This window comes from Turicibacter sp. St.80E1, from assembly GCF_059728495.1.
Window position 1 is genome coordinate 408,337 of the sequence record NZ_AP039386.1, and the last position, 12,678, is coordinate 421,014.

A 12,678-nucleotide genomic window follows, 5' to 3' on the forward strand; every position below is an offset into this window, starting at 1 on the left:
TGATGAGTCAAGAAACATTGTGGCGGATAATAGATTACGTAACGATTGGGATGGATTGGGGCTTTTTCTTAATAGCGGCCAACTTCCTGGGACATGCGACGGTCCCTTTCAAAAGGAATATAAAACTTTTTATGCTCGTATTTTTAGTCATGGGGCTTATTGATATTGTGTCCATCGATCCCAATACGCGGGTGGTGGGGATGATTGTTGCGAGCATCTTTGTGTTTAAAGGGGTGTACAAAGGTTCTTTAAAAAATAGTTTCATCGTAGCGTTGTTATTTTATTTAGCTCTTATGGCGTATGAGTTAATTTCAGTCATTGTGCTAGTTGTGTTTTATCATTTAGAAGATATGACCTTAGTGATTGGTACTCCTGTATTTCGAGGACAGGCCATGATTGTTTCGAAATCGCTTATGATTCTGAGTTTAATTGTTTTGCACAAGGGTAAACCGTCCTTTAATTTTAAATTAAAAGAAAGTTTTTTAATCGGGATTCCGGTAACGGCTACATTAGTAAGTTTATTTGCGATTTATGGTTATAACTTTACACGCCCAGCAGATGAGCGATATAGTCTAATGGGACTGATGTTGATTACCGTATTGATGCTTTTCTCTATTGGGTCCTTATTTTTTATTATCAATATGATTATAAGAAATGAGAAGCAACGGTCTGAAGTGGAACTCATCAATAAACTGATGCAAACGAGTTATCAACAATATGATCGGATGGAGGAAGCTCATCAACGCTTACGTCATGTGTACCATGATTTGCACAACCACCTCCTTTGTCTAAAGCACTTGCCGACGATAGAAGAGATGCAGGCATATATTAGCGAGTTGGAGGGGCAAGTCAAGGAATTTGAAACGTTTCGATATACAGGAAATAAAGCACTTGATATTATTTTAAGTGAAAAACTCCACCTGTGTCGGGCATACGGAATTGAATTTGATGACCAAATTAATATTAGTCAGTTAGATTTTATGTCAGATGTTGAAATTTGTGCCTTGTTTGCGAATTCGCTCGACAATGCCATCGAGGCCTGTCAACGGATGGGGGATCGAGAAGAGAAGTATATCGATATGATGTGTAAAGTTATGAATGGCTTTATGGTATTTAAATTAGTGAATTCTAAGGTAAATGAGATTAAAATGGTTGGCAATCGCCTTCAAACAACGAAGACCGATCGTGAGGAACACGGGATTGGTCTTTCAAGTATTCAATACATTGTAGATAAATATGGAGGAGAGATGGTAATCAATCACTCAGAGAATGAATTTCATTTGAGTATTTTAATTGCCATCCCGGAATAGGGGAAGAAAAGATGAAAAAAATCGGATTAGCTTTACTGAAACAATTATCAATGGTATGCTTCGCGATTGCGGTGTTATCAGCGAACAGTACGAGTTTATGGTTTGTTCACCAACCCAAAGAACCAAAAGAATTAAGCCGTTTAAAGAAAATTAAATAAATTTCCGATGTTAGTGAAGAGCAGAAAAAAAAGAGCTTATTATACTTCATAATAAGCTCTTTTTTTACGCGATTTCTCGGTACGGGGCGAGGCAAAGCTTCATCCATCAAATGATGGATTTTAACTGAAGATGATAATAAATAATGCCCAGTTGGCTTTCTATCTTGCTCAGTTGGAATAAAATGGTGTAAATAGGTTATTTTGTGTGATATAATCATTCTTATCGTTAATAATTTATTAGGGAGGGAATGACCTTGAAAAAAATCTGTGTTAAAGAAGATGCGGGTGAAAAAATCAGCCATAGTTATTACTTTCCAATCTTTATAGGAATAGGGCTGATTTTTGGTGTAGTATTAAATCAAATAGCTATCGGATTATGTTTAGGTGTTGCTATTGGTCTTAGCCTAGATTCTAAAAAGAAAAGGTAGATACAAAATATGTTTACTTTTTTCAATTAGTTAAGACGGAGCTAAAAGATGTTAAAAGAACATTTTAGGAGGGCGTATGAGGTTAGAGGTTAAAAATTTAAGGAAGAGTTTTATGGAGACTGAAGTTCTTCATGGGATTTCGTTTTCGGTGGAAAGCGGGAAAGCACTCGGTTTATTAGGACGAAATGGTGCAGGAAAAACAACGACGATTCGGATTCTGATGGATGTCTTTAAGGCGAATTCAGGAGAAATTTTATTAGACAACCGACCGTTTAAGCCGAGTGAGCATCAAATTGGATATTTACCTGAGGAACGAGGACTTTATCCGAAGAAGAACGTCTTAGAACAACTTGTCTACCTAGCGATGCTAAGGGGAATGAGTAAAAAAGAGGCGATCCAAAGTTCTAAGAAATGGCTTGAGAAATTAGGCGTTTTAGGGTATGAAAATAGGAAGCTAGAAACGCTCTCGAAAGGGAATCAGCAAAAGGTTCAATTGGCGCAGACGTTAACGTGTAATCCTGAGATTGTCATTCTTGATGAACCGTTTAGCGGACTTGATCCAGTTAATTCACAAGTTCTTAAAGACGTTGTAAATGAACTTATTCAGCAAAATAAGTTAGTGATTTTCTGTTCTCATCAAATGGGATACGTTGAAGAGTTCTGTGAAGAAATAGCGATTATTAACAAGGGTGAGGTTGCACTAACCGGTAATTTAAAAGCCATTAAGAAAGAGTTTGGAAAAAATCGACTCATTTTAAGTGCGAATAACTACTCTTTAAGCGACTTAAAGGCGATCTGTGAAGAACAACTTGCTGATTTAGTCAACGTCTTCGAGATGAAAAAGGAGTTCCTTGTCTTACAATTAATAAACAATCAAACGAAAAATGATTTATTATCGGCGCTGTTAACAACCGATGTCGATATTGAAAAGTTTGCGATTTATGAACCAACATTAACGGATATTTTTGTCTTAGAGGTAGGTGATCAGGCATGAAACAGTTTTTAACCGTCTTATATTTTGAACTGACTCACTATTTTAAAAGTAAGGGCTACGTGCTAACAACCATTCTTGTCTCCGCTTTATTGATTGTCGGTCTGTCGCTCCCGTCTGTCTTTGATATGAGTCAATGGATTCCTTCATTGGAGGAGACGTCTTCAGAGGAAAAAGCGGAAGATTTAAGTGATGAGGAACAATCTCATTTGGCGATTTTAGATAAAGGTCAACGGATTCATTCGGATTATTTAGCTGAGTTTTTCCCATCTGTGAAATTTGTGGGCGTGGATAGTGAAGATGAGATGAAGAACTTAATCGAGAAGGAAGAAGTTGATGGTGGATTTGTTGTGCACAGTTCTACTAACTTTGATTACATTGTTCAAAACTCTACGTTTAGTGATTCGAATGAGGCCATTTTTTCAGAGATGTTATCATTGATTAATCGTGTGAATTATGCAGCTAAACATGGGTTAAATTTTGAGGAGTTAGAAAGTTCTTATAATGCTCCGATTACGTCAGAAACGACTATTTTAGGCAAAGACGGAATTTATAATTATACGTATACATATTTGCTCGTTTTTGGTCTATATTTTATGATCATTACCTATGGTCAATTGATTGCAACATCAGTAACGAGTGAGAAGAGTAATCGAGCGATTGAAATCTTAGTGACAAGTGTTCATCCAACGAGTTTAATCTGTGGAAAGGTGATCGCTGCGGCCCTAGCAAGTTTTATACAATTTGGATTGATGATTGCTTCAGGAATGATTGCCTATCAAGTGAATAAAGGGGCCTGGAATTCGATGTTAGATGGAATTTTTGATATTCCGCATGATATCCTAATCATCTTTGCCTTCTTTGGTGGAGTAGGTTATTTATTCTATGCCTTTATCTTTGGTGTGCTCGGAGCACTCGTTTCAAAAACAGAGGACGTGAGTTCGAGTATCACGTCAATTACCATGATCTTTGTGATCGTATTCTTTGTCACGATGTTTGGAATGGGAGACGTTGAAAGTTCCGCGATGAAAATTGCCTCATTTATTCCATTTAGTTCATTTATGACCATGCCAACGCGATTTGCGATGGGGAGCGTATCCTTCCTAGAAATCAGCATATCGTTTATTTTACTAATCCTTTCAACAATAGTCGTGGCCTACACGGCGACGAAAATCTATCGCATGGCAACCCTCCGATACGGAAACCCAATCAAACTAAAAGATGCCCTCAAACTCATCAAAACAAATAAGTAGGGGGTTCCCTGCGCCAAGTAGCGAAGCTCGTGGCTATCCTCCACTAGTAGGGCTTAAGTCCCCTGGCGTACGTGGCATAGCCCGTACATATCCTCAACTGCTAGGGGGTCCCCTAGCAGTGAGCAAGGCGAACAATCCCCCACCACTAGGGCTTAAGTCCCCTGCGCTATGTAGCGAAGCTCATAGCTATCCTCCGCTGGTAGGGCTTTACGAAGTAAATGTATGAATAGGTGTAAAAGATAAAGACTCGTCGTAATTGTTGGACGAGTCTTTATCTTTTAATACGGAATCACTTTTAAGTAGGTTCCGCGATGTAATTTTTTGAGGGCTACCTTAATCAATTGCTGTATTTCTGTCGATACTGTACTGATTGGGACAGGGTCCATCCCGTCTATGCATAGAAGGGGATCTACCATTCGTGGTTTAGGTTTACGATAGATATCATACTGGGAGTCATCTTCGATGAGGATGACGTGGGAATTAATCTGTTTCAGGAGTTGAAGGAGGTCCTGGTCTTGGCTTGCGGTTATTTTATCAAGAATCCATGCGTCATCTCGTTTGAAGTCTTCAAGGGTAATCACAGATTTTTTGAGGGCTTGCTTTAATAGACGCGTCAGGGCATCATTGGCGTAAATATTTAGGGGATCCATAAAGAAGTCAATGACCTCACGATAATAAACTTTAGTAAACCACTCAGCCATCGATTGAGAAGTGAGACAGATCTCGTTGTCTTTTACCGTTAAAGCGTTGATAAACGAATGGATTTCATCTTTATTAATAAATTTGCAATGAAATAGGTCCCTTAAGGTGTAATCAATGCGATCGGCACAAAGATTAGGAAGCGGGCTATCGAGTAGGAGACTATTCATGGTTAGAAGAGCTTTAGCGTCCATTCCATATTTGTTTAAAATAGAAGGGATTTGTGAACTCTCAATCACTTCCTCGTAAATTTTTTCATGGTAATCTTCTTCCGCCTCCTCCATGAGATAGTCGATCACATGCGAAAAGGCCGTGTGTGAAATGTCATGGAGAAGTCCGAGAATTTGTTCCTCAAGTGTTCCCCCTAAAAGTCGGATTAAAATCATGACGCCGACACTATGCTCATACCTCGTCGTGCTCCAATTTTGATTGACAAGAAACGCACCTCCTCCTTGGTGGATGTTTTTCAGTCTTAAGAGGGCATCACACGTTAAGAGCTCGCCCAAAACAGCTTCTACCTCAAAAGTTCCGTAAAGTATATCAGTTATCGTTTGAACTTGTTTCAAGTGCACCATTCCTTCCGATTAAAATATCGTTTTAGTTTAATTCTAACGGGCCAGGTTGTCAAGATGAGTTGAATAGTTAGGGGAAAAAAGAGGGTGGTTTTGGTTTAGACTTGGTCTAATTTGTCCAAACTGCAACAGTTATTGACCAGTTAGCACAAAGGGGTAGGAATATAGACAGGAATATGATACATTTCAAGGAGATAAAGCATTGATAGGGAGAGCGAGTAGAGAATGAAGAGAAAATCAAGAGCGATTTTATTTTTAATAAGTTGTTTCTGTTTAACATATACCCTTGATCAAGGAGTGATGTACTTTTTAAGATGTCATCATGTCGTCAATATAGTGCGCCATCAAATATTACATTTTGGACTCTGGGTCTTCCTCTGTGCCGTGGTCGCCTATCTATTAGGTCCCCTTTTTAAAAGTAAGTAGAATCATTTTAATATCCATCGAAGTCTTTATAACAAGAGAGAAGGGGGAGAGTTTTTTGAACGAATTAAAAAAAGCACAATTATTTTTTGGGGGATTCGCAGTTTTGCTCATAGGAGTCGGGGGAACACCAACCATTGTTCAACTCGGACTAGCCAGCCTTGCAATCATGATCGGCCTGTTAGGACTTGATCCAACCATCACCAACCGATACACCAGATGCCTAATCCTTAACATCGCCTTCATCACCCTAACCATCGCCGTCTACCAAATCGTGGGGGGTTCCCTAGCATTTACGAAGTAAATATATCCTCCGCTGCTAGGGCTTGGGTCCCCTGCGCTAAGGAGTGAGTGTAACGAACTCTTAGCTATCCTCAACTAGTAGGGAATGGACCTGTGTTATTACCACCGACCATGGACTTTGTGTTCAAGGGACTGTTTGGGAACGGGTTCCCTGGCGTACGAGGCATAGCCCGTACATATCCTCAACTGCTAGGGCTTGGGTTCCCTGCGCCAAGTAGCGAAAGCTCTTGGCTATCCTCCAATAGTAGGGCTTAGAAAAAACCAGAACTGTTAATCTCATTTTTAAACGCTGTCTTAATGCCAGATGAACCAATTACTTCAATTACCTTTAAGGATCGGACACTTGATAAACAATATAAAGACGATAAACCCGGCACTTTAGATATTTTAGCGACGACCAATAAAGGGGAGCTCATAAATGTTGAGGTTCAGGTGGCGGATGAGAGGAATATGATTGAACGCAGTTTGTTTTATTGGGGTCGTTTGTTTTCCGGGCAACTTCAGAGTGGGAATCCTTATCAGAAATTAGAACGAACAGTGTGTATTAATCTTTTATCTTTTGACTTGCTTGATACCGCCGAATACCATAGTTGTTACGTTTTAAAGGAACGCGAACGAAATGAACAACTCAGTGACCTTTTAGAAATTCATTTCATTGAACTAGATAAAATAAAAGATATTCAAGATGCGGGTGAAATAAAAACACAATTGGAGGCTTGGCTTGAATTTATTAAACATCCCGAAAGTCAAGTGAGCTATGAGCTGGCGCATCAACATGAAACGATTCGCGAGGCAAAGGACGAACTCCTTGTCTTAAGCTGTAATGAAAAATACCGTTTATACTACGAGGCCCGCTTAAAGGCCTTACTTGATGAAACGAGCCGGCTACAAACAGCACGTGACGAGGGAATAGAACAGGGAATCGAACAAGGAAAGATGCAACGCGATTTAGAAATTGCTAAGAATTTATTAGATATTTTAGATGATGAAACGATTTCACGTAAAACCGGGTTACCTGTCGATCTTGTACATCAACTAAGGGGAGAAATTTAAGGGTTAAATAGCTAAAGTCACGGGAATAAAGCCCGTGATTTTTTTTAGGGAAGATGATGAAGACCCGTTGACTTTATAAGCGGTTAATGGTAATCTAAGTTATATAGTATTTGAAACTAGATAATGTAGATTAATTAATAGATTATAGCATTTAACATGGGTTATCTTTTTCAACAAATGTTGTCTGTTATGGATACCAATTGAAGCTGTAGGGGCCCGTTGCACGGTTAGGTTGTACAACAGGACGGTGTGGCGAAGGATATCGGGGGTAATAGGGTTTTAACTATTCGTCCAAATAGGCAGTGTCTGCAGCTTTTTATTGAATCTAGCTTTAGACACCATTTGTCCGATTAAGTGTGGCAACCGCACCAACACATTTCATGTGTCTAGGACGATTGCTTTCCACTTATTCGTCCAAATAGACGGTGTCTTCAGCTTTTTATTGAATATGGAGGGGTTTTTATGGTAAGGATTGTATCGGATTCATCAACACTTTTTTCAACAAGAGAGGCGCAATCGTTAGGGTTTGACGTGCGTCCATTATCTGTTCTAGTAGACGGGCAGTCATATAAAGAATTTGAACAGTTAGAAACAATTGAATTGGTAAGACTAATTGGTGAGGGGCATGTTCCGAGCTCATCACAACCCGCAATTGGTGAAGTAGTCGACATGTATGAACAATACCCGGATGAGGAAATCATTAATATCTCATTAGCCGACGGATTATCAGGAACGTATCAATCTGCCTGCATGGCAAAATCAATGGTTGACCACGGGGACCAAATCACAGTCATTAACTCAAAGACCTTATGTGGACCTCATCGTTACTTAGTAGAAACAGCCGTCGCATTAGCGAAGACAGGGATGAAAAAATCTCTTATTGTTGATGAGATTGAGGCCCTTATTCAAACCTCAACTTCATTCCTAATTCCGCAGGACTTTGAATACCTTGTTCGCGGTGGACGATTATCACCGCTCGTAGGAAAAATTGGAGGACTCGTTAAATTAGTTCCCATTATGACGCTTTCTGAAGATGCCACACGTCTTACAAAATTTTCAACAAAAAGAACCTTTAAAAAGGCGATTCAGGCGATTAGCGAGGATTTATTAGCAAAAGGTGTGAATGAAGACTATAAAGTTTATATCTCTCATGCATGTCATGAAGAACTTGCTAAAGAGGCGGAACAAATGGTAAAAAAATTAATAGAAGGTGTAGAAACTGAAATCATGTTACTGACTCCGGTCTTCACCGCACAGGGAGGTCCCGGATGTGTAGCAATTCAAGTCATAAAAAAACACCCAATCTTCAAATAAAAGGATGGGAAGCTGCATGGAACATAAAGAAATCTTAAAATTTCATTGTCCAAGATATGAAGAATTACCGACTATTCCTCTTTATAAGGATCAGGTGATTGCTTATATTGAGGAGTTGTTAGGACCCCTAAATTTAAATAGAGATGAAAAACTATTAACTCCAACCATGCTGAATAATTATGTAAAGCAACGCGTCGTAAGACCGCCAGTAGGGAGACGATATACAGAAAATCATTTGGCCTATCTGATTGTCGTTTGTTTATTTAAGCAAGTTTATAGCTTAACAGAAATCTGTCAAATGATTACCGTTCAAACGAACCTCTATCCGATCCAACAAGCCTATGATTTCTTCTGTGTCGAGTTAGAGCAGGCATTGCAATACGTTTTTGGAACACGGGAAACAGTTGAACCTAATTCGGCGACAACGATTACGTTTGAAACAGAAGTTTTACGTTCGGCCGTGATGTCTATTTCACATAAATTATTTATCCAAAACTATTTATTAGAAAAGGACGTGGCCCTGCCAACGAAAAAAGAGGCGAAACAAAAAGCAGAGACGTTAAAGGAATAAAAAAATAAATCTATTGAGCGATCAATAGATTTATTTTTTTATGCTTGAAACGGTATAGAGCTCAAATCGATAGGTTTGCCCTGTTGGATTTTCTTTCCCATTAGGAACCTTCTCTACAAACATTTCATAGGGACGAACAAAGCGTCCACAATCCCCATAAAGGGCCCGGTATAATACCATTAACTCTTGCGTTTCAGAATGTTTGACGACGTCTTCAACGAGGTATAAATCTCCTTTAAAATGCCTAAAAATTTTCCCTTTTAAAGCACTGATATCTCGCATAGCCTACATCCTCCTCACTTGTTTAACACCCAATGATAGTATTTCCGTTAAGGAGTCATTCATGCGATGAAGATGGACGATCTTTTGTCACAACATGGACAAAAGTGGGTATATATAAGATAGAGAACGTTATGTTTTAAACGTGTATCAATAAAGGGGAGATGCCGGATGTATAAGAAATTTGTGCGACTCGATTTATCCGATCGTGAAAAAAGACAGGTAACGCTTGATTTTACGCGAGACCTATGTGTATTAGAGGTGGTTTTAATTCAGGACGAGCACATCGTCAATTTGAAAAATTGTCGCGTTCAGGTAGAAGGGGTGCAATCGAATAACCAACCCGTTTTCGAAAGTTGTAACCTTTCTCCCGCTAAAAATGGAGCCATTCTTTTAACGTTAACGGAGCATTTTGTTAACTTTAATGTCCCCCTTTTATGCGAATTATTAATAGAAGAAGGGGGCGGGGAAGAAAGATGGGTCTTTTTTTATGTCGAGGTGAAAAGTGAGACGCGAAAATCCCGCTCAGATATCGTGCCTCAACCAAAGCCTCATGTTCCAGCTAAAACACGTCTGATTGCCCATCGGGGACTAAGTTCGATTGCTCCTGAAAATACGATTCCCGCGTATGAACTTGCGGGACGCTATGGCTATTATGGCGCAGAGTGTGATATTCATGAAACGAAGGATGGGGAATTTGTTATTTTACATAATTCAACCCTAGAAGGAATGACGAATGGTGTTGGAAGAATTAGTGACTACACCTTAAAGGAACTTCAACAATTAACCATCATATCCGGCCATCAAATTCAACGCTATCCATCTCTTAAACTCCCAACGCTCGAAGAATATTTAGACGTCTGTAAGTCGTGGGGGATTGTACCAGTTATTGAGGTGAAAGAAATCGAGGAGTCTAGTATTTCACGATTGATTCGTCTGATTAAGCAGTGGGGCGATGCTCATCAAGTCATCATTATTTCTTTTTCGAAAAAGACGTTGGTGCAAATTCGTAAACTTGAGGAAGCGATGACCTTACAGTGGTTGGCACACCTCAACGAGGAAAATATTAAAGTCTGTGCCAAGTATAAAATGGCGATTAGTTGTCGTTATAAAGAGGTAACTCAAAAGTTAGTCCATCAAGCCCATCAACAGGGAGTATTAGTGGCGACTTGGACGGTAGATTTAAATGAAAAGATGCAAGAATTGATGAAGATGGGCGTCGATTTTATGACAACGAATACCTTGTTGTATCGCCAATCATTGGTTGGATGTAAAGGGGGAAAAGATTATTTGTTCCATCATCAATCAGAGTATATCAATAGTTTGTCGTCGCCACTTAAGGAAAAAGGAAACGAGGGGTGGATATACCACGAAGAGGGCCAACTCTTAGAAGTGTTTGATGAAGGGGAATTTGGAAATGTGCTAGAAGTTAAGTTGGCGCCCCTCGCTGTTGGAGATGTAGTCACCGTTTCATTCTTTTATTTAGGCATGGAGGAGGATAGCATCCGGGCTGGGCTTGAATATGTGGAAGAAGGGCGTGTGCAAGAAGTTGAACATAGTATCAAAAGTACGGCCCATGGAAATTGGCATTATATGAGTGGACAGTTTCTTGCGATGAATTCGGTGAGTGGTGATCAGTCGTATTATCGAGTGATCATTGGGCCAAAGGCTGCAGGAAAAAGCCATTTTATGATTCGAGATTTGCATATTCATTTAGATTACATGTAAAAAATCATCCGTTTTGGATGATTTTTTTTATGGGAGCATGTCTTTGCCTCCTGTGTTGAAAAAGGGTAGGCTCACGGGGAGCAAACGATATCTTTTGATGCTTTTACGTGTCTCCTCTCTCTCGTGTGCCCCTATACTATTGAAACAGGATCGGTGGTTTAAGAAAGAGGAGGGATCAACGCTTAAGCGGGGGAAAGTTGTGAAAAAGTTTATAAAACGGGACACTTATGTTCTGAGGCGATCGTTGCTGGAATAAAGTTTAGTAGGGGTTTAGTTGCGTGGTGAGGTTAATCAAGTTGTTAAGGGTGATGAGGAGTTAAAAGTGCGGGTTAAACTAAAGGAGGAATGTTTTTGGACTGGTTGAAAGTGAATGATTTAGAGGAATTGAAGAAATTAGGAAGTTTTAATGAAGTACGGGGACAGATTAAAGAAGAAGGATGGAGTCAACTTCATGTGTCGGGTCGAAGTTGGCAAGGATTATTAGATTCAATTTGTGAGTTTCGCGAGAAGGTTGAAAAGCTGCAACAGTTATCCACGGGTGAATGTGTTCATTCGTTAAAAGGGGACGTTAAGCAGGAAGCCGAAGCGGGCTATTTTAATTCACGGGCGAGTGAGTATATTTTCTATTTAACTGAACTTGATGGAGAACTCCGATTGAAAAAATTGGGGGTTAATGCGTCTCATTTTAGTAGTAAAAAGGCGGCTAAGGCGTGGCGCGAACAAATTTCTAAAGTGATTCATCCCGATTTTTGTTCTCATCAACAGGCAACGGCAGCGATGGCGAAACTCAATGATTTGTATCAACAAATGGTGGGGAGGGACTAGCCATTAAACCCAAATATGAGCTCACAACCTATTTAAAAGGTAAAGAGGTGGAGTATCAAAACCCTGTCATGGAAGGCCAGATTAGTCGGAAGGTTCAAACTGAACTTGAACGCGCCTGGCAAGAGGGGGTTCTTATTGATAGTAAAGGTTGGATGTGGATTAAGGTAGAGAAACTGCATAGTATTTTACGAACGACAAAAAAGAATGCCCGTTACTTCGTCGCTTGTGTTCCAGATAGCCTTAAACAATCGTTCGACGGCCAGGAATATGTTCGTGGGTATAAGGTACTTGAGCATCTGGCTAAAAATATTGAGGAAAATGGGGTAGGGAAAAAAGGCGCCAATTTGGAGGCGTCTAAACAATACTATGAAGCGATTAATACCTGTCCAACGGTGAAATTGCGACGAATCGAGTATGATTACACTCTGAATGCAGCACGTAAGGGATTGAAAAAGAAACGAAGAACGAAGTATAAAATTAAGTCGGATGAGTTAACTGGGAAACCACTTGTTGTTAGAACCTGTGAATTTTCCCATATTAGAAGTTATGCCCTTTACAAGGAGTTGGCGGATCAGATTGATAATGGGTTAATCGTGAATAAAGAAACGCATCGTCTCATTACGGAACGGGGCATTAACGATGAACATGAACTTCTAGCGCTCTGTCAGGAGCAACAGTGGGCAACGGACTGGTACGACACGTTTAGGCATAAATTTGATTTTTAACCTTTAGAGACAGGTTAGTAATGAGGTGGTTGCCACTTCGAGGGTA

14 protein-coding genes are annotated in these 12,678 nt (G+C 39.7%); 12 read left to right on the top strand and 2 right to left on the bottom strand.

The window, feature by feature from the left end:
- Positions 1-2: 2 nt before the first annotated feature.
- From AC6I0I_RS01965 to AC6I0I_RS01985, 5 genes are all read left to right on the top strand, one after another.
- A complete protein-coding gene (locus AC6I0I_RS01965; protein ID WP_161831026.1) occupies positions 3-1,310 on the top strand; it encodes an ATP-binding protein in 1,308 nt (435 codons plus the stop codon).
- Positions 1,311-1,321: 11 nt separating this feature from the next.
- Positions 1,322-1,468, top strand: a complete 147-nt coding sequence (locus AC6I0I_RS01970) for a cyclic lactone autoinducer peptide (RefSeq protein WP_161831027.1) — start codon at positions 1,322-1,324, stop codon at positions 1,466-1,468.
- Positions 1,469-1,722: 254 nt separating this feature from the next.
- Complete coding sequence (locus AC6I0I_RS01975; RefSeq protein ID WP_202618692.1) at positions 1,723-1,896, top strand: hypothetical protein; 174 nt, start codon at positions 1,723-1,725, stop codon at positions 1,894-1,896.
- Between the two features lie 76 nt (positions 1,897-1,972).
- Positions 1,973-2,890, top strand: coding sequence for an ABC transporter ATP-binding protein (locus tag AC6I0I_RS01980; protein WP_338506801.1), 918 nt, complete (start codon positions 1,973-1,975; stop codon positions 2,888-2,890).
- Positions 2,887-4,140: an ABC transporter permease gene (locus AC6I0I_RS01985; protein ID WP_262950747.1), complete on the top strand. Its 1,254-nt coding sequence runs from the start codon at positions 2,887-2,889 to the stop codon at positions 4,138-4,140. Before AC6I0I_RS01980 ends, AC6I0I_RS01985 begins: the two co-directional genes overlap by 4 nt.
- A 278-nt stretch (positions 4,141-4,418) precedes the next feature.
- Here AC6I0I_RS01985 and AC6I0I_RS01990 read toward each other — a convergent pair whose 3' ends face one another.
- Positions 4,419-5,405: an HD domain-containing protein gene (locus AC6I0I_RS01990; protein WP_262953684.1), complete on the bottom strand. Its 987-nt coding sequence runs from the start codon at positions 5,403-5,405 to the stop codon at positions 4,419-4,421.
- A 487-nt stretch (positions 5,406-5,892) separates the two neighbouring features.
- Here AC6I0I_RS01990 and AC6I0I_RS01995 point away from each other — a divergent pair, with 487 nt between their 5' ends.
- The 4 genes from AC6I0I_RS01995 to AC6I0I_RS02010 all read left to right on the top strand — a co-directional run bounded on the left by AC6I0I_RS01995 (position 5,893) and on the right by AC6I0I_RS02010 (position 9,075).
- Positions 5,893-6,138: a hypothetical protein gene (locus tag AC6I0I_RS01995; protein ID WP_338506805.1), complete on the top strand. Its 246-nt coding sequence runs from the start codon at positions 5,893-5,895 to the stop codon at positions 6,136-6,138.
- 272 nt (positions 6,139-6,410) lie between these two features.
- Entirely contained in the window at positions 6,411-7,190 is a 780-nt protein-coding gene (locus tag AC6I0I_RS02000; RefSeq protein WP_262953685.1) for an Rpn family recombination-promoting nuclease/putative transposase, read from the top strand.
- A gap of 462 nt (positions 7,191-7,652) precedes the next feature.
- The gene (locus tag AC6I0I_RS02005; protein ID WP_161831033.1) at positions 7,653-8,504 is read left to right on the top strand and encodes a DegV family protein; all 852 of its coding nucleotides are present in this window, start codon (positions 7,653-7,655) and stop codon (positions 8,502-8,504) included.
- 16 nt (positions 8,505-8,520) lie between these two features.
- Positions 8,521-9,075 carry a DUF1836 domain-containing protein gene (locus tag AC6I0I_RS02010; protein WP_237658871.1) on the top strand — a complete coding sequence of 185 codons (555 nt, stop codon included), beginning with the start codon at positions 8,521-8,523 and terminating at the stop codon, positions 9,073-9,075.
- Positions 9,076-9,105: 30 nt separating this feature from the next.
- On the opposite strand, the gene AC6I0I_RS02015 is transcribed toward AC6I0I_RS02010, so the two are convergent.
- Entirely contained in the window at positions 9,106-9,357 is a 252-nt protein-coding gene (locus AC6I0I_RS02015; RefSeq protein ID WP_161831035.1) for a DUF1653 domain-containing protein, read from the bottom strand.
- Between the two features lie 168 nt (positions 9,358-9,525).
- Between AC6I0I_RS02015 and AC6I0I_RS02020 the strand changes: the two genes are divergently transcribed.
- From AC6I0I_RS02020 to AC6I0I_RS02030, 3 genes are all read left to right on the top strand, one after another.
- Entirely contained in the window at positions 9,526-11,082 is a 1,557-nt protein-coding gene (locus tag AC6I0I_RS02020) for a glycerophosphodiester phosphodiesterase (protein ID WP_317453424.1), read from the top strand.
- 351 nt (positions 11,083-11,433) lie between these two features.
- A complete protein-coding gene (locus AC6I0I_RS02025; RefSeq protein WP_262950744.1) occupies positions 11,434-11,907 on the top strand; it encodes a hypothetical protein in 474 nt (157 codons plus the stop codon).
- A 47-nt stretch (positions 11,908-11,954) separates the two neighbouring features.
- Positions 11,955-12,632: a hypothetical protein gene (locus AC6I0I_RS02030; RefSeq protein WP_161831038.1), complete on the top strand. Its 678-nt coding sequence runs from the start codon at positions 11,955-11,957 to the stop codon at positions 12,630-12,632.
- Positions 12,633-12,678: the final 46 nt, after the last annotated feature.